Annotated in this window: 19 protein-coding genes and 1 tRNA gene; 14 read left to right on the forward strand and 6 right to left on the reverse strand. The window is 73.0% G+C overall.

Annotation, left to right across the window (positions count from 1 at the left end):
• Nucleotides 1-25 precede the first annotated feature (25 nt).
• Both ACK8HX_RS07490 and ACK8HX_RS07495 read left to right on the forward strand, forming a co-directional pair.
• Entirely contained in the window at nt 26-862 is an 837-nt protein-coding gene (locus ACK8HX_RS07490) for a D-hexose-6-phosphate mutarotase (RefSeq protein WP_411940051.1), read from the forward strand.
• Nucleotides 859-2034, forward strand: a complete 1176-nt coding sequence (locus tag ACK8HX_RS07495; RefSeq protein WP_411940052.1) for an AGE family epimerase/isomerase — start codon at nt 859-861, stop codon at nt 2032-2034. The genes ACK8HX_RS07490 and ACK8HX_RS07495 overlap by 4 nt, the downstream gene beginning before the upstream one ends.
• Before the next feature lie 4 nt (nt 2035-2038).
• Here the strand turns inward: ACK8HX_RS07495 and ACK8HX_RS07500 are convergent, their stop codons facing one another.
• Nucleotides 2039-2854, reverse strand: coding sequence for a transglutaminase-like domain-containing protein (locus ACK8HX_RS07500; RefSeq protein ID WP_411940053.1), 816 nt, complete (start codon nt 2852-2854; stop codon nt 2039-2041).
• A 109-nt stretch (nt 2855-2963) separates the two neighbouring features.
• On the opposite strand from ACK8HX_RS07500, the gene ACK8HX_RS07505 reads away from it, so the two are divergent.
• Entirely contained in the window at nt 2964-3269 is a 306-nt protein-coding gene (locus ACK8HX_RS07505) for a glutaredoxin domain-containing protein (RefSeq protein WP_411940054.1), read from the forward strand.
• A 4-nt stretch (nt 3270-3273) separates the two neighbouring features.
• Here the strand turns inward: ACK8HX_RS07505 and ACK8HX_RS07510 are convergent, their stop codons facing one another.
• Complete coding sequence (locus tag ACK8HX_RS07510; protein ID WP_411940055.1) at nt 3274-3852, reverse strand: TMEM165/GDT1 family protein; 579 nt, start codon at nt 3850-3852, stop codon at nt 3274-3276.
• Between the two features lie 278 nt (nt 3853-4130).
• Nucleotides 4131-4616: a MarR family winged helix-turn-helix transcriptional regulator gene (locus ACK8HX_RS07515; protein ID WP_411940056.1), complete on the reverse strand. Its 486-nt coding sequence runs from the start codon at nt 4614-4616 to the stop codon at nt 4131-4133.
• Nucleotides 4617-4690: 74 nt separating this feature from the next.
• Here ACK8HX_RS07515 and ACK8HX_RS07520 point away from each other — a divergent pair, with 74 nt between their 5' ends.
• Nucleotides 4691-4891 (forward strand): hypothetical protein, encoded by a 201-nt coding sequence (locus ACK8HX_RS07520; RefSeq protein ID WP_411940057.1) that lies wholly within the window; start codon nt 4691-4693, stop codon nt 4889-4891.
• 94 nt (nt 4892-4985) lie between these two features.
• Here the strand turns inward: ACK8HX_RS07520 and ACK8HX_RS07525 are convergent.
• Nucleotides 4986-5061: transfer RNA gene (locus ACK8HX_RS07525), tRNA-Lys, on the reverse strand.
• Nucleotides 5062-5271: 210 nt separating this feature from the next.
• Between ACK8HX_RS07525 and ACK8HX_RS07530 the strand changes: the two genes are divergently transcribed.
• From ACK8HX_RS07530 to ACK8HX_RS07555, 6 genes are all read left to right on the forward strand, one after another.
• Entirely contained in the window at nt 5272-6369 is a 1098-nt protein-coding gene (locus ACK8HX_RS07530) for a C1 family peptidase (RefSeq protein WP_411940058.1), read from the forward strand.
• 39 nt (nt 6370-6408) lie between these two features.
• Nucleotides 6409-6621 (forward strand): hypothetical protein, encoded by a 213-nt coding sequence (locus ACK8HX_RS07535; RefSeq protein WP_411940059.1) that lies wholly within the window; start codon nt 6409-6411, stop codon nt 6619-6621.
• Between the two features lie 32 nt (nt 6622-6653).
• Nucleotides 6654-7067 carry a hypothetical protein gene (locus ACK8HX_RS07540; protein WP_411940060.1) on the forward strand — a complete coding sequence of 138 codons (414 nt, stop codon included), beginning with the start codon at nt 6654-6656 and terminating at the stop codon, nt 7065-7067.
• A gap of 6 nt (nt 7068-7073) precedes the next feature.
• Entirely contained in the window at nt 7074-7439 is a 366-nt protein-coding gene (locus tag ACK8HX_RS07545) for a protease inhibitor I42 family protein (RefSeq protein WP_411940061.1), read from the forward strand.
• 114 nt (nt 7440-7553) lie between these two features.
• Nucleotides 7554-8870: a S8 family serine peptidase gene (locus tag ACK8HX_RS07550; RefSeq protein ID WP_411940062.1), complete on the forward strand. Its 1317-nt coding sequence runs from the start codon at nt 7554-7556 to the stop codon at nt 8868-8870.
• Complete coding sequence (locus tag ACK8HX_RS07555) at nt 8867-9184, forward strand: hypothetical protein (protein ID WP_411940063.1); 318 nt, start codon at nt 8867-8869, stop codon at nt 9182-9184. The genes ACK8HX_RS07550 and ACK8HX_RS07555 overlap by 4 nt, the downstream gene beginning before the upstream one ends.
• A 10-nt stretch (nt 9185-9194) precedes the next feature.
• Here the strand turns inward: ACK8HX_RS07555 and ACK8HX_RS07560 are convergent, their stop codons facing one another.
• Complete coding sequence (locus tag ACK8HX_RS07560; RefSeq protein WP_411940064.1) at nt 9195-9977, reverse strand: AfsR/SARP family transcriptional regulator; 783 nt, start codon at nt 9975-9977, stop codon at nt 9195-9197.
• A gap of 442 nt (nt 9978-10419) precedes the next feature.
• Here ACK8HX_RS07560 and ACK8HX_RS07565 point away from each other — a divergent pair, with 442 nt between their 5' ends.
• Nucleotides 10420-10677, forward strand: coding sequence for an SHOCT domain-containing protein (locus tag ACK8HX_RS07565; protein WP_411940065.1), 258 nt, complete (start codon nt 10420-10422; stop codon nt 10675-10677).
• A gap of 106 nt (nt 10678-10783) precedes the next feature.
• Nucleotides 10784-12376, forward strand: a complete 1593-nt coding sequence (locus tag ACK8HX_RS07570; RefSeq protein WP_411940066.1) for an alkaline phosphatase D family protein — start codon at nt 10784-10786, stop codon at nt 12374-12376.
• Nucleotides 12377-12402: 26 nt separating this feature from the next.
• On the opposite strand, the gene ACK8HX_RS07575 is transcribed toward ACK8HX_RS07570, so the two are convergent.
• Nucleotides 12403-14505, reverse strand: a complete 2103-nt coding sequence (locus ACK8HX_RS07575; protein WP_411940067.1) for a hypothetical protein — start codon at nt 14503-14505, stop codon at nt 12403-12405.
• Nucleotides 14506-14685: 180 nt separating this feature from the next.
• Between ACK8HX_RS07575 and ACK8HX_RS07580 the strand changes: the two genes are divergently transcribed.
• Nucleotides 14686-15411: a GntR family transcriptional regulator gene (locus ACK8HX_RS07580; RefSeq protein ID WP_411940068.1), complete on the forward strand. Its 726-nt coding sequence runs from the start codon at nt 14686-14688 to the stop codon at nt 15409-15411.
• 117 nt (nt 15412-15528) lie between these two features.
• Entirely contained in the window at nt 15529-16707 is a 1179-nt protein-coding gene (locus tag ACK8HX_RS07585) for a mandelate racemase/muconate lactonizing enzyme family protein (RefSeq protein ID WP_411940069.1), read from the forward strand.
• Nucleotide 16708 lies beyond the last annotated feature (1 nt).

Genomic DNA, 16708 nt, shown 5'->3' on the forward strand with positions numbered 1-16708 from the left:
CTCGACCCTCCGTAGGGTCGTGGTCATGGCCGACCCCCTGCCGCCCCCGCACATCGTCGACTCCCCCTCCTGCACCGCGGAGGTGCACGACCAGGGCGCCCAGGTGGTGCGCTGGGCCCCCGCCGGCGCCGACCCCGTCCTCTACGTCAGCACGACGGCTCGGTTCGAGGGCGGCCGCCCGATCCGCGGCGGGGTGCCGGTCTGCTGGCCGTGGTTCGGCCCGGGGCGCGACGGCGGGATGGAGCCCGCCCACGGGTTCGTCCGCGTCGCCGCGTGGGAGCTCGTCGACCGGGCCGATGACGGTGACGACGTCGTCCTCACCCACCGGCTCACGCAGGCGGCGGCGTCGTCCCGGCTGTGGCCGCACCCCTACGTCCTCGAGCTCCGCTCGCGGCTCGGGGCCGCCCTCGAGCTGACCCTGACGACGACGAACACCGGGGACAGCCCCATCGACGTCGAGGAGGCCCTGCACGCCTACCTCGTCGTCGGGGATATCCGGGAGACGACCCTCCACGGGATGGCCGGGAAACCGTTCTACGACAAGGTGACCGGCGCCGAACGTGTGCAGGTGGGCCACGTCACCTTCGGCGGCGAGACCGACGCCGTCTTCCGCACCAGCGACCCCGTCGTCGTCGACGACCCCGTGCTCGGCCGTCGTCTCGTCGTCTCGACGGAGGGCGCGGGCAACGTCGTCGTGTGGAACCCGTGGGCCGAGAAGGCCGCCGAGGTCCCCGACATCGGCGACGACGACTGGACCGGGTTCGTGTGCGTCGAGGGCGCGAACGCCCTCGAGAACACCGTGATCGTCGACCCCGGCGAGAGCCACACGATGACCTACCGAGTCGAGGTGCAGGCCCGATGACCGCCGCTGCGTCATGGCTCGACACCCCGGCCCACCGGGCCTGGCTCGAGCGTGGGATGGCCGACGTCCTCCGCTTCGTGCTCCCGTCCATCCGCGAGGGCGGCGGGTTCCACTGGCTCGACGCCGACGGGAACCCGCTCCCGGACAAGCGACCCCAGCTCTTCCTCACCGCCCGGATGGCGTGGGCCTCGGCCACAGGGGTGCGCCACGGGATCCCCGGCTCGGGAGAGCTCCTCGACCATGCGCTGGCGTCGCTGCTCGAACTGCACGCCGACCCCGAGTACGGCGGATGGTTCACGGAACCCGGCTCCGACACACCGAAGTCCACGTACGACCACGTGCACGTCGGCTTGGCGGCGTCCGCCGCCGCGGCGGTCGGCCATCCGTCCGCGGTGACCCTCCTGGAGCAGATCACCGAGGTCGTCGACACCCACCTGTGGGACGAGGACAGCCGCACACTGCGGGAGTCCTTCGCCCGCGACTGGTCCGCCCCTGAGCCCTACCGGGGGGCCAACGCCAACATGCACGGCATCGAGGCGTTCATCCAGATGGGCCACGCCACCGGTGACGCGGTCTGGCACGAGCGCGCCCTCGATGTCGCCGACCGACTGATCAACCGCGCGGCCCGTGGCCGGGAATGGCTTCTCCCCGAACACTTCTCGCAGGACTGGGACGAGATCCCCGACTACAACCGCGACGACCCGAACCACCCGTTCCGGCCCTTCGGCGCGACCTTCGGCCACTCGCTGGAGTGGGCGCGCTTCCTCCTCCAGCTCGACGCGTCACCGCTCTTCGGTTCACCGGCCTGGTTGCTCGAGGGCGCCGAACAGCTGACCCGCAGGGCGCTCGACGGCGGGTGGGGGCTCGACGGCCGCCCGGGGCTCGTCTACACCGTCGACTGGGAGGGCGCCCCGGTCGCCGACGTGCGCCTCCACTGGCCGGTCTGCGAGGGCATCCAGGTGACGTCAGGCCTGGTCCGCCGTACCGGCGACCCCCACTGGGAGGCCTGGTACCGCCGGCTCTGGGACCACGCCGTGCGGTACTTCGTCGACGAGCGCGGGACGTGGCGCAACGAGCTGGACGACGACCTGCGCGAGGCCGGGACGATCTGGCCCGGCCGCCCGGACGTCTACCACTGCCTCGGAGCGCTCGTCACCCCCCTCGAGGTCTGACCACTCAGGCGAGGGTGACGAGCTGGTCGGGGTCGTCCTCGGGGAGATGCGGCTCCGCCGTCGCCGTCACGGTGAACCCCGGTGCGGCCGAGGTGCCCCCGAGCCCGGTGACGATGGCGACGTCGGCGGCGTCCCGGCCGGTGCCGATCCGCACCATCGAGCCCCGAGGGGCCAGCCGGGTGGCGTCGACGAGGCGCCACGTGCCGTCGACCGCGACCTCCGCGACTGCATGGGCGTCCATCGGTGAGAGGCCGGGGGCGTAGACCGACACGTAGCGGGCGGGCATCCCGAGGGCGCGCAGCATCGTCACGACGAGGTGGGCGTAGTCGCGGCACACGCCGTGCCCGGAGTGAAGCGGCACGAGGGCGTCGTCGGACGCCGTCGTCGACCCGGGGCTGTAGGTGAGGCGCAGGTGGGCCCACTCGGCGACGCCGAGCGCCCGCGCCGTGTCGTCCTCGAGGTGCCCGAACTCTGCTGTGGCGTAACCCTCCACGCGATCGCTGGGGCAGTAGCGGCTCGGGATCACGTAGCGCAGGGCATCGGCCTCCGTCACCGGGCGCGGCTCGGTCACACCGAGGGCGACCGTCGCGCCGTAGCGCACGCGAACGTGCCCGGACGGCGCATCGATGACGTGCAGCACTGTGCCGCAGTCGAACTCGACCTCGTGGTGCGGCACGGGCGCGCCGTCCTCCGTCGCCACGGTGAGGCTCTCGGTTCGCTCGAGGTGACCGGCGACGGCGACCGACACGGCGAGCCGCCCCGCCGTCTCGACGGGAAGGTCGAGTGCGACGTGGATCGTTGTGGAGCGTTCGGGGCTCATGGAACCTCCGGGACGGGCGGGTCTGCCGCGGTGGCCGGGCGTCGTCGGGAGGCGTGTCCGCTGGTCGAGGAGCCTACAGCGGCGCCGCCGGCCCATCTACGCTGGTGCCATGCCCCTCGTCGACCGATTTGCCGGTACGCCGCAGCCCACGACCCACGCGGAGGCCGTCGAGCACGCCCGCGACGGCGTGGCGATCTACTGGCGGCCCGGCTGCCCCTTCAGCGGGCGGCTGCGGGTGGCGGTGCGGAAGCACAACGACGACATCGCGTGGGTGAACATCTGGGAGGACGACGACGGCCGCGCGTTCGTCGCGAGCGTCAACGACGGCAACGAGACCGTGCCGACGGTCGTCATCGACGGCGTGCCGCACACGAACCCTGCTCCAACCCTCGTCCTCGAGGCCCTGACGCGCTGAGCAGTCAGAGCAGGCCCAGCCCCTCGGCGATGAGCAGCGCGCCGAAGAGCGCGAAGGCGATCGCGGCCCCGTAGCGGATCACCCGCTCGGGCAGCCTGCGCCCGAGGACAGCCCCGACGCCGATGGCGAGCGCGTCGGCGACGACCATCCCGAGGGTGCTGCCGACCCAGACACCGAACCAGTCCTCCTGGGTCGCGAGGGTGACGGTGGCGAGCATCGTCTTGTCGCCGAGCTCGGCGAGGAAGAACGCGGTACCGACGGCGAGGATCGCGGCTCCGGTCGAGCGTCGTGCCTTCGACGCCTCCTCCTCGGTGAGCTCGTCGCCTCGCAGCGTCCAGATCGCGAAGGCGAGGAAGGCGAGGCCGGCGACGACGGAGATCGCCCCCTGGTACTCGCCGAAGGCGACACCGGCGGCGGCCCCGATCGCCACCGAGGCGAGGTGGACGACGGCGGTCGCGACGGTGATGCCGATGAGCACGTCGCGGACGCGGTAGCGCGTGGCGAACGTCATCGCCATCAGCTGGCTCTTGTCGCCGAGCTCCGCGACGAAGATGACGGCGGTGCTGAGCAGGAAGGCGTACATGTGGTCTCCTCGCGTGCCCCCGCCGAGGAGCGCCTGGACGCACCTTCGGCCAGGCACGCCCGTTGATGGGTCGTCGTTCCGGCCGAAAGTCTCGTCCGCCACCCGAGGTGGCCCACCGCACCGGACCCGAGGGTCAGTGTGTCGACGCGGTGATTGGGGACTACTCCCTTTCGGGCGTCACGCTACCGGCGGCCTCGGGCCCCGGTGAAATCGCGGGTCCCGGGCGTCCACCGTCCGGACGCCCGTCGTCGGCGGCACGGCGGTCGGTCAGGGCGAGGTCAGGAGGCGGGTCGCCTCGTCGCGGCGATGAGGGTGGTGAGGCGGTCGCGGATGTCCTCGAGCTCGGCGATCTCCATCCCGAGCCGCTCGACGACCGCCGGGGGGATGCGTTCGGCCCTCGCCCGCAGCCGTCGACCGCGCGTGGAGAGGGAGACGGCGACCGCGCGCTCGTCCTCCGGGTCCCGGCGGCGTTCGACGTAGCCCATCGCCTCGAGGCGCTTGAGCAGCGGTGAGAGGGTGGCCGGTTCGAGGCTGAGGCGCTCGGCGACCTCCGACACCCGCAGCGGCGCCTCCTCCCAGAGGGCCAGCATGACGAGGTACTGGGGGTGGGTCAGTCCCATCGGCTCGAGGAGCGGCCGGTAGACCCCGATGACGGTGCGTGACGCGACGGCGAGCGCGAAGCACACCTGACGGTCGAGGGCGAGGAGGTCGACCGCGGCACCACCGGCCACGGCGGGCGCGTCGGCGGTCCGGGGGGCGGTCATGCGGACGATGGTAGCGCCTCGAGAAGGTATATTCGTGTCGTAACACTTAGGGCACAAAGTAATCGGAGGACGTCATGGGCAGAACCGACCACGAGGGGCTCCCCCTCGGGTACCGCATCCGCTGGAGGCTCCGGTACGCGGCACTGAGCGTCTTCGGACCGGCCCAGCTCGGCACCGACGACCCGCAGGAGCGGCTGCGCCAGGAGCGCCGTGAGCGTGCCGCCGCGGCGCGCCGAGCTCGAGCCGACGCCGAGACCCACCGCCCCGCCGCCTGAGCCGGGGCCTGTCACCCTCCTCGACATCGCTCGTCGGCTGTCACGGAGAGGGCGCGCGACCTGCGCTGATGGTGGGCTGTAGGTCTCCGGGTGATGGTGGGCCTCGTGGGGCTCGAACCCACAACCTACGGATTAAAAGTCCGCAGCTCTGCCAATTGAGCTAGAGGCCCGGGGGGTGTGGGCTGCAGCCCGGGCGGGCCCGCGGCTCGCCGGTCCCACCCGCACGACGCCCGAGGGTACCGCGACGTCATCACCGAGCGGTCGACGACCGTCCTCGCCACAGCGGCGGCGAGCCACACCGATGACGCCGGGGTGACGGCGGCGTGACGGCGAGGTCCTTCAATGGCACCGAACCGAAGCGCATCCCGGTGAGGTGAGACATGGCGAACGACGGACCCACGGTCAGCGAGATCCAGGCGGCCATCGAGGCGGACGGTCTCTCCTGGGAGGCGGAGGAGAACTTCCTCACCCGCATGTCGGCGCAGGAGCGGCAGGGCTACCTCGGGGTGGTCGTCACCCCGGAGGAGATGGCGGCGCTCACGGCGGAGACCCAGGCGCTCGCCGCGCAGGAGGCGGCGTCGTTCGGGACGGGTGTCGGTGCCCCCACCGCGGTGGACTGGCGCACCGGTGGCTTCGTGACGCCGGTGAAGAACCAGGGCGGGTGCGGCTCCTGCGTGTCCTTCTGCACGTGCGCGGTGATGGAGTCCGGGGCCCGCATCAAGCTGAACAACCCCTCCTACGGCATCGACCTGTCGGAGGCGTTCCTCCAGTTCTGCGGCGGTGGCAGCTGCAGCGGCTGGGGCCTGACGTCCGGCCTGGCGTTCGCGCAGAGCACCGGGGTCACGGACGAGGGCTGCATGCCCTACCAGCCGCAGAACATGGTCTGCAGCACCAGCCGGTGCAGCGACTGGCAGAACCGGCTGACCAAGATCTCCGGCTACGCCGGCCACGCGACGATGGCCGCCCGCAAGGAGGCCGTGGCCCGTGGCCCGGTCCTCGCCGGCATGGAGGTCTGGAGCGACTTCTTCGCCTACAACGGGACGTCGGTCTACGTGAAGTCGTCGGCGGCCACGCGGCTGAACCCGCCCGGGTACCACTGCATCTGCGTCGTCGGCTACGACGACAACCAGCAGTGCTGGATCATCAAGAACAGCTGGGGCACCTCGTGGGGGGCCCAGGGCTTCGGCCGCATCCGGTACGGCCAGGCGGACCTCCTCATCGACTCGAGCTGGTCGTTCTACTCGGCCGACGTGCTGGTGGGCCCGGTCTACCAGAGCACCAAGGTGTCGCAGGTCTACGCCAGTCGAGACGCGCAGAACGCGTGGGCGCACTTCCCGGGCCTGGGGTGGCGACGCATCCTCCCCGGCGCCCCGGACGGGGTCACCAACGTGCACGCCGTCCTCACCGACGCGGCCGCCAAGAACCTGACCGTGACCGTGCTGGTGGACGGCTCCCACGTCCACCAGGTGTACCTGTAGGCCGGGCGAACGGCTTACGAGACGTAAGGAGATGCCCCCATGTGGACGAACATCAACCAGGTCTATGCCAGCCGCGACGCCCAGAACGCCTGGGCGCACCTCGCCGGCACCAACGCGTGGCACCGCATCCTCCCGGGGAGCGGCGACGGGGTCACCAACGTGCTGCTGATCCTCAGCGCCGCGAAGGCGAACAACCGCCAGGCCTATGTCGTGCGCGACGGCAGCGGGAACATCGTGCAGGCGTACCTGTAGGACCCACACCGGTGCAAACGAAAGGACTCGTCGTGAGCTCCGAAGTCACCATCACGATCACCGTCGGCGGCACCGGGCAGGGCGAGGCCGGTGCCGCGGTGTCGACCAGCGCCGGAGGGGCTCCGGCCCCGGTCGCCCTCGACGAGCTGCAGACGGCCGGCTCCGGTGCGACCCCCGAGCCCCTCGAGCCCGCCCGGCTGGCCGAGGCCCGTGGGGAGCAGGTCTCCTCCGACTCCGGGCTGCCCACGCCGATGGCCGTCGAGCAGCTGTCGGTGGGCAGCGCCGCCGCGGCCCCAGCACCCGCGGAGGTCGCCTCGCTCGTCGCCGCGAGCGGTGGCCCGCCGGCCCCACTGTCGGTGGAGGAGCTCCAGGAGGCCACCTCCCAGGGAGAGGCTCCGGCGACACCACCCAAGCGCGTCTCCCGGCCGAAGGCGTCGAAGCGCTGACCGCCCGTGGAGATCCCGCTCCGCGCGGTCGATGACGGCCGCAGCATCACCGCCCGGGTGGGCGACGACCTCGTCGTGGTGCTCGAGGAGAACGCCACGACCGGCTACCGGTGGGTCCCGGCCGGCGCCGGGACGGTGCTCACGGTGGTCGGGGACGGCTACCTCGCCGCACCGCCGGACCACCCAGCGGCACAGGGGGACTCGCCCGACGACCCGGTGTTCGGGCGCGGGGGGCTCCGCGAGTTCCGGCTGGCAGCGACCTCCGTCGGGTCGGCGACGCTCGTGTTCGTCCTCAAGCACGAGTGGGAGGAGGAGGGCGAGGGCCTCGCCCGCTGGTCCGTGTCCGTCAGCGTGGCCGAACCACCCGCCTGACGCGTGCCCCCGGCGCGGCCGGTGACGCTGCGGTGACGCCCCGCGCCCTTCACTGGAGCGCGACCGCTGTCACCGGGCGCCGTCGGACGGTGGCCCACGACCTCAGGAGAGACGATGATCGAGTCCGGTTCCACCCCGCTCGCGCCGGGCCCCGGCGGGGCCATCCTGCAGACGCCGCCCGAGACGACGGGCCGGTTCATCGTCGTGTTCGCGGAGGGTGCGGACGACCCCGCGGGCATCCTGCAGGACTCCGCGGGCATGTCCGGCGTGGCGACCTCCCGGTCGCTGCTCGAGGACGAGGTGCCCGAGGCCACCGCCAAGAGCACCGACACCGTGTTCGAGGAGCTGAACATGGCCGTCGTCACGGCCGACCCCGACCAGCTGGGGGCGCTGCAGACCTCCGCGGAGTCCCGCGGCACGGTGGTCTCGATCTCCCCCGAGCTCGTCCACCACGTGCGCGCCGACGACTACGTCCGCGGCTACGTCGACGGCGTCGCCGACCTCGGCAAGCGCCTCGGCGTGGCGGGCAGCCCGGCACCCGTGACGGGCGAGGGGCCGGCCGTGTCCCCGCAGGTCTTCCGCGACACGACCGAGCTGACGTGGGGCGTCCAGGCCACTCGCGCCGATGCCTCGAGGTGGTCGGGGCAGGGCATCTCGGTGGCCGTGCTCGACACCGGGTTCGATGCCGGACACCCGGACTTCGGGGGCCGTGCGGTGACGATGCAGTCCTTCGTCCCCGGCGAGTCGGCGCAGGACGGCCACGGCCACGGCACCCACTGCATCGGGACGGCCTGTGGTCCGAGGAAGCCCGCCACCGGACCGAGGTACGGCGTGGCCCACCAGGCGGCGATCTTCGTCGGGAAGGTGCTCAGCAACGGCGGGTCCGGGACGGACGGGGGCATCCTGGCCGGCATCGACTGGGCCGTCCGGGCCGGGTGTGCCGTGATCTCGATGTCGCTGGGCGCGGACGTGCCGCGGGTGCACCCGCCCTACACCGCGGCCGGCCGGCGCGCCCTCGCCAAGGGGTCGCTCATCGTCGCCGCCGCCGGCAACAACGCGATGCGCACGGACCTGGAGTTCGGGTTCGTCGGGGCGCCGGCGAACAGCCCGTACATTGTCGCCGTGGGTGCGCTGAACCAGCAGCTGGACGTGGCGTTCTTCTCCGCCCGCACGCTGCCCGACGTCAGCGGCGGACAGGTCGACGTCGCGGGCCCGGGTTACCAGATCTACTCGTCGTGGCCGATGCCGACGCGCTACCGGGCGATCAGCGGCACGAGCATGGCCACCCCGCACGTCTCGGGCCTGGCCGCCCTGTGGGCGGAGGCGACCGGGTACCGGGGTCGCGAGCTGTGGTCGGTGCTGACGCAGGAGAGCCGGCGGCTGATGGCGCCCTCGCTCGACGTCGGGTCGGGGATGGTGCTCGCGCCGTGAGCCCGCACGACGAGGACCTGCCGGACGGGCCGATCGAGCCGGCCGACACCGACCCCGCGGACGTGCCGGACGGCGCGGGTGAGGGCGTGTCCCGGGTGACCGTCACGGTCGACGAGGAGCACCTGGCCGCCATGGGCGGCGTCGTCGAGGGGTTGCGGCAGCGCGGGCTGGAGGTCGACACCGTGCTCGAGGGCCTCGGGATGGTGACCGGCCGGACGTCCGACGTGGACGCCCTCCGGGAGGTCGAGGGGGTGTCGACGGTGGACGCCGAGCTGGGCTACCAGCTCCCGCCTCCCGACGACGACGTCCAGTAGCCGCCCCGCGTCATCGCACGCCCGGCGCCCACCGGCCCGGGACCAGGGACACCAGTTCCGGTGAGGGCTCGATCCCCAGCTCCCGGTCCAGCAGCTCGCCGTAGAGCCGGACCACCCGGTGGGCCTCGGCGACGTTCCCCTCGGCGAGGTGGGCCTCGACGAGCCGGCGCTGGGCGCTCTCGCGCAGCGGCTCGATCGCCACGGCGAGGAGGGCCGCCTCGATGGCCTCGGCGTACCGGCCTTGGGCCACGAGGAGCCCGGCGAGGCACTCGAGGGCGTGCAGCACGTGCTGGCGCAGGCGCTCGCGCTCGACGACGATCCACTCGTCGTACCAGCCGGGCAGCAGGTCGGCCACCTCCGGGTGCCACCACCGGGTGTGCAGGTCCCCGGGCAGCGGTCGCCCGCCGGTGAGCCGCGCGGACCACTCGTGGACGGAGCCGATGTCGGTCCCGGCCCCCGCGTGCAGCCAGACCGCGCTCTTGTCCGACTCGACCACCCCGTGGCCGCACGCGCGCAGCCGCCACAGCACCGAGCGCAGGTTGCCCGCCGCCCGCTCCTCCTCGACGTCCGGCCACAGCAACCCGGCCGCCTGGCGCCGCAGCGCCCTCCCGCCGTGCATCGCGAGGAAGGCGAGCAGCCGCTGGCACCCGTCCGGCACCGTGGACGTGCGCCCGCCCACCACGAGGTAGGGCCCACCCAGCAGGCAGACCACCGGCCTGCCCGCCCGCGCGTCCACGCCCGCGACACCCGCCGGCGTCGCCGTCGTGACCGCCCCGACGACCGCCGAGCTCATCGTCGGACGCGCCCGGTCGGGACCACGAGCGGGCCCCGGCACCGGGCAGGACTTCTGGGCATCTGGCTGACATCCACTGCGGGCCCCCGTCCGTCAGTCGCACAGCAAGGTCGGCACACTTCGTTCCAGGTGCCACCCCGGCGTGCAGCGCCGGCACGGCGGTCGCACCGCCGCTCCCTGCCGCCATCGGGGACGAGAGAAGACTCCCGCCCGCCGGGCCCGTCAACCGCGGCAAGCACCTCGACCAGTCTCTGCCCCGACCGCCCACGGCGTCCATAGTCACATCGGGTGGGAGGGGGCAGCCGGGGGCGTGTGACGTGGCAGCCACTTCGCCGCCGGACCCCGCGGGCAGGGGGACGATGGGAGCGCGGTCGCGGGCCGGTCGCCGCGACCGGATCCCCTCACCCGGGGCCCGGCCACCGCCGCGGAAGGAGGTCCGGCGATGTACTGGAACGGAGGAATGGGACCTGCCGCGTGGTGGGGCATGGGTCTGGGCATGGTGGTCTTCTGGCTGGTCCTGCTCGTCACTGTCGCCCTCGTCGTGCGCTGGGCCGTCGACGCCCCGACCGGAGGGCGCACCGCTCCACGCGGACCGGCGGAGGGTTCCGGCGCTCGCGCCATCCTCGACGAGCGGTTCGCCCGAGGCGAGATCGACGAGGAGACCTACCGCCGCGCGAGCGCCGCGCTCCGCGGTCTCTGACGGCCACGGCCACGGCCGCGGTCACAGGTGCGGGCGCCGCCGCGCTCCGGGACGATTCTGCAGAATGTATTGTTTTCTTGGCTGAGCGCTCATAGGCTCCTCCTGCATGACCTCGGGGTGGGAGATCGAGTCCGGTTCAGTCATCAGGAGCGGGCTCGGGCGGCGAAGGCTGCTCACCGCTGCGGGGTTGGCGGTCACGGCAGCCTTCGCCGCCGGCCGTCCCCACCGGGCCTCCGCCACGGTCGCGGGCAGCGGTCCGGCGGCTGACCCCTTCACGGTGGGGATCGCCTCCGGTGACCCCCTGCCGACGAGGGTGGTCCTGTGGACGAGGTTGGCGCCGAGCCCGTTCGAGGCGGACGGGGGGCTGGGCCCGGTCGGCTTCCCCGTGCAGTGGGCGGTCGCGCTCGACCCCGGCATGGCGCGCGTCGTGCGGCGGGGCAGCACCCTCGCCCACCCGGAGTACGCCCACAGCGTCCACGTCGACGTCGACGGGCTCGAGCCCGACCGCGAGTACTGGTACCAGTTCCGAGCCGGGGGACACCTCAGCCCCGTCGGCCGCACGCGGACCGCCCCGGCCCCCGGCGCGCGCCTCGACCACCTGCACCTCGTCGTGGCCTCCTGCCAGTCCCTGGGCGCCGGCTGGTACCACGCGTGGAAGGACGCCGCCTCCGACCCGGCCGACCTCGTGTACTTCGCCGGCGACTACATCTACGAGTACGCGACCGACGCGACGAGCGTGCGCTGGCCGTACCTGCCGCCGCTGCCCGACGACTACTCGAGGCAGACCGACACGCTCGGCCGGTTCCGGCAGCAGTACGGGCTCTACAAGAGCGACCCGGACCTGCAGGAGGCGCACCGGCTCTCGCCGTGGATGGTCACCTGGGACGACCACGAGGTGACCAACGACTACGACGCCGAGGACCCGGCGCTGTTCCAGCTGCGGGCCAACGCCTACCGCGCCTTCTGGGAGCACATGCCCCTCCGGCCACCGCAGCGCCCGGATGGCCACGGTGCCCGGATGTACCGGCGGCTCGACTACGGGGACCTCGTGCGCTTCCACGTCCTCGACACCCGGCAGTACAAGACCGACCAGCTGCCGGGGAGCACCGTCGGCGACACCGCAGAGCGGCGGGACCCGAGCCGGCAGATCCTCGGAGCGGCCCAGGAAGCCTGGCTCCTGGACACCCTCGGGTCGGGCGAGGTCACCTGGGACGTCCTCGCGAACACGGTCCTGTTCAGCCGGCTCGACAGCGACGACACCGCGGGCGAACGCTTCTCCACGGGCCAGTGGGACGCCTACCAGGCCGCGCAGCAGCGCGTCATCGACACGGTGGCCGCGAAGGAGGCCGGCGGCTTCGTCGTGCTCACCGGAGACATCCATCGCAACTACCACCTCAACGTCCTGCAGGACTTCGAGGACCCGGAGTCACGGGTCGTGGGCGTCGAGTTCGCGGGCTCGTCGATCTCCAGTGGGCGCGACGGCGGCGAGACGGACGCGGGCCTGGAGGTTCGCAAGCGGGCGAACGCCCACCTGGTCCGGGCCGACCTGCGCCGGGGGTACCTGCGATGCCGGATCACCCCCGACCTGTGGACGACGCAGGTGCGCGCCATCGACCGCATCTCGACGCTGGACCACCGGGCCTGGACCTCCGCCACCCTCGTGACCGAACCGCTCCGTCCGGGCCTGCAGGTGGCCTGACGCCGTGGCGCCTCGGGCAGCCGGGCTCAGCCCGGTGCGGTGAACAGCAGGATGACGAGGTCGTCGGGCTCGAGCGTTCCCGCGTAGCCGCCGTGCTCGGCCCCACGACGGTGGCCGCCGTCGAGTCCCACGACCTCGGGGTGACCGGAGACCGCCGCGCCGCCCCAGGCACGCGGGTCGACGCCGGCCCTGACGTCCGCCGGCTGGTCGGTGGGGTTGACGAGGACGACGAGGACGTCCCCCTCGTGGGCGTAGACCCTCCCGTGGCCGCCGTGCACGGTCAGGCCTTCGACGTGGTGGAACTGGCCCTCGCAGAAGAACCGCAGGAACCGCCGGCGGAGAGCGGCCAGCCGTCGCAGCGTGGACGTGAGGTCGGGGCACTGCGCGAGGAGGAGGCTGTGCATCTGCCCGGGCATGACGTTGATCAGACCGCCGTCGGCGAAGGCGAGCAGCGCGCCCCGCGGGTGCTCGTTGACGTTGGCGTTGAGGCGGACGTGCGGGAAGACGTAGCGGAAGGGGGCGTCCTCGTCGAGGTCGGCCCCGTTGCGCCAGTCCCACGTGTAGTCGAGGACCGGCACCTTCTGCTCGGTGATCATCTCCCCCGAGAAGGTGCCCCGGGGGTCCCGGCTCCGCACGAGGGCGTGGATGGCGCGGCCCACGTCGAGCAGCCGGTCGCCCTCCTCGTCGGCCCGGCCGTCGACGTGGGGGCCGTAGTTCGGCTCGAACCAGGACCAGTACTGGTCCCAGGACGTGGAGGTGGCGCCGAGGTCGAGGAGGCGCGCGTGCTCGGCGAGGATCGCCTCCCGCATCCCGGGCGCGAGGAGGGACCCGCGGACCATCGCGTGCGTGCCCATGAACGGCACGCGGAACCGGGGCAGGAAGTCCAGCCCGTAGGTCCAGTCGTCACCGACGACCTGCCCGGCGGCGTTGTGGTGCTTCCACTCGTCGGGGGACTCGTCGGTGTCCCGCAGCAGGTGGTGGCTGACGAACAACGAGACCGGGACGCCGAGCTCGCGACACCGGGACAGGGCCGAGCGGAGGTCCTCCTCGGTGCCCAGCCGCGGGTCCATGACGACCGGCAGCCCGTTCTTCTCCCACCAGTGCCACACGCACAGCTCGGCCAGTCCGAGGTCGGGGTCGGCCAGCTCCGCCGCGTACCGGGGCAGCTCGTCGATGGCGAAGTTGACCGGCGCGTGGCGGATGCGCGGCCAGACCGTCCGGATGCCGAGGGCCTCGCGGATGTGCTGCGGCGCGTCGTAGGGATAGGCCTCGGCCGCGAACTCCTGGAAGGCCCGGGCCCCGGTGTGCCATCCGCCTTCGTGCAGGACCAGGACGTAGTCACCGCTGTCCCACGTCGCGCCGGGCTCGATGGTGGGGAAGTGGATCCACCGCAGAACGAACTCGTCCCGCGCCCGGTCCGGACGCTCCACCAGCAGCCCCTGGGCCGTGTACCGCCGGTCGCGGGAGTACAGCGTCATCCCCCCACGCGGGTCGCCGAAGTCCAGCCACTTCATGCTGAACTCGAAGGCGCCGTACCCGTAGTAGCGCTGGAGCGGCGTCTCGAGGAACGAGGCGTCGTCCGGGCGCATGGCCAGCTGCCGCAGCGGCCACACGGTGCCCCGGCTCAGCCGGAGCCGGGTCTCGTCCGAGCCGCTCACCTCCACGCGGGGAGGGTGGCCGGCGGCCGAGGCGCGCAGCGAGACCCGCGCGTCCGGGTCGTGGCCCCCGGCGAGGAGGCCGGTCACCTGGGGGAAGGCCACCTGGGGGATGGGTGCCTCACTGCCGTTGTGGACGCGAGCGCGCACGACGAGCCCCTCCGGCGCCGAGCGCAGCTCGAGCCGCACCGTGATGTCGGCACTGTGGTGGGCCGAGGTGAGTCCGGAGTACGTGAGACTGACCTCGTCGTGGCCGAGGGCGACGTCGGGCCGGCCGTGGGCGCCGACGTCCAGGTAGTGGGACCCGTAGTCGGGCAGGGGGACGGCGAGCCGGAGCAGCCCCTGGTCTCCGGCGGCGTGGACGACCTCGCGCCCGTCCGGGTCGAGCTGCGCGCGCACGAGCGCGCCGGAGGCCGGGTCGAGACCCACCCCGCCACCGCGCACGGTCAGCCACTGGATCGAGCTCTCGGGCACGGTCGACCTCCGTCGGTGAGGGGCGCGGGCGCCCGGTGACTCCTTTGAGGCATTATGCATAACCATGATGACGCCTCCTCGCGCCGGAGGCCCGGCGCCCACGCGGCCACGGGCATGCATCATGCAGCCTGCCGTCCGGGCCATTGCGCCCGTGGGTCCCGCGTTTGGATACTGTGCGTCATGACCGACCTCGCGGCGCTCCAGGCGCTGTCCGACCGCGGCAGCCTCGTCGACCAGGTGCGCGACTCGATCCGTGCGGCGATCACGTCCGGTCGGCTGGACCCCGGGGACCGGCTGCGCGAGATCCCCCTCTCCAAGCACTTCGGGGTGTCCACCACCCCCGTCCGCGAGGCGCTGCGCAGGCTGGAGAGCGAGGGCTTGGTCCAGGTCCACCCCCGGCGCGGGGCAGTGGTCACGGCGCTCGAGTACGCCGTCGTGGCCGACCTGTACGACCTCCGGCTCCTCCTCGAGGTCGAGGCCGTGCGTCTCGCCGCGTCCAGGACCGAGCTGGACCTTGGGCCGGTGTACTCGGTGCTCGCAGAGCTCGAGCAGCTCGTGGGTCAGGGGGACGCCGCCTTCGCCGAGGCGGACGCGCGCCTGCACCGGGCCATCAGCGACCTCGGTGGCAACCGCGAGCTCGCGGCCGAGGCCGAGCGCGTGCACCGCAGGATCCAGGCGGCGCGCGTGCGGGCGTCCGTGCCCGGGCGCCTGCGCGCGGCCCAGGACCAGCACGCCGAGATCGTGGAGGCGCTCCGGCTGCGGGATGCCGGACTGGCCCAGGAGGCCGTGCGCCGGCACATCGGCTCGGCCAAGGAGAACGTCCTCGGTGTCCTGCGCGCCCGGGCCGCCGCGGCGGACGAGGGGCCCGACGCCGCCACCGAGGACGCCGCGCGGCAGCTCGCGTGAGGCGATCGGCGCAGTCTTAGGCATAATGCAGAAACTGTGCGGAGATCGGTCCTGACGGGACGCCGGCTCGTTACTGTGGGTCCAGTCCAGGACCGCCAGCCAGGAGTCTGAGCACCCATGAGGATCACCCGGATCACGGCCCTTGCGGTCAAGTCCGAGACGGCCTACGCGATGTCCGGCGCCGTGCGGCCGGGGGAGCGGTTGCCCGGGAGCGACTACCGCCGCTTCGCCCCGCACCGCCAGCTGTACTCGGACCGTTCCGAGGCCCTGCTGGTCCGGGTGGAGACCGACGCCGGTCTCGTGGGATGGGGCGAGGCCCAGGCGCCGATCGGCCCCGAGGTCGTCATGACGGTGGTCGAGCGCGTGCTCGGCCCCACGCTGCTGGGGACGGACCCGCTCGCCACGACCGCGCGCGGCATCGACATGTACGAGACGCTGCGGGTCAGGGGCCAGGTCGGCGGCTTCCAGCTCGATGCCATCGCGGCCCTGGACACCGCGCTGTGGGACCTGCGCGGACGGGTGGCAGGCCTGTCCATCGCCGAGCTCGCCGGTGGCAGGCTGAGGGACCGGCTCCCCTGCTACGTCACCGGCCTACGAGAGACGTCGCCGGAGGGTCGACGGGAGGAGGCCGCCGAGTGGGCGCGCCGGGGCTTCGGCGTCAAGCCGTGCCTGGGGTTCGGGGTGGGGCCCGACGCCGCCGAGGTCGTCGGCCTGCGCGACGCCATGGGCGCCGACGCCTGGCTCGCGGTCGACGGCATGTGGGGCTACACGCTCCCGCAGGCGAAGCAGCTGGCACGGGTGCTGGCCGAGGCCGACGTCGCCTTCTTCGAGTCCCCCCTCGCCCCGGAGGACGTCCTGGGCCACCGCGACCTGGTCCAGGCCGTCGACGTCACGGTCGCCGTCGGCGAACCGCTGCGCACGCGTTTCCAGTTCGCCGACTGGCTGGGCCGGCGTGCCATGGGCCTGGCCCAGCCCGACCTCATGCGCAACGGCGTCACCGAGTCGCTGGCGATCGCGGCGCTCGCCTCCGCCCACCACGTGCCCGTCGCGCTGCACACCGGGGTGGTCACCGCCGTGGGGATGGCCGCGTCCTGGCAGGTGGCCGCGTCCCTGCCGAACTTCGCCGTCCAGGAGTTCCAGCCGGTCATGCTGGAGACCTTCGGAGGCCTCGTGGATGGGTCGCTGACGGTGGAGTCCGGCGTCGTCGTCGTGCCGGAGGGGCCGGGTCTGGGCGTGGACGTCGACGACGAGCGCGTCCGTGCGATGGCGTCCGCGGAGGTCGAGATCCGGTTGTGAG

Origin of the sequence: Oryzobacter faecalis (genome assembly GCF_046764005.1) — a bacterium.
GTDB lineage: Bacteria > Actinomycetota > Actinomycetes > Actinomycetales > Dermatophilaceae > Oryzobacter > Oryzobacter faecalis.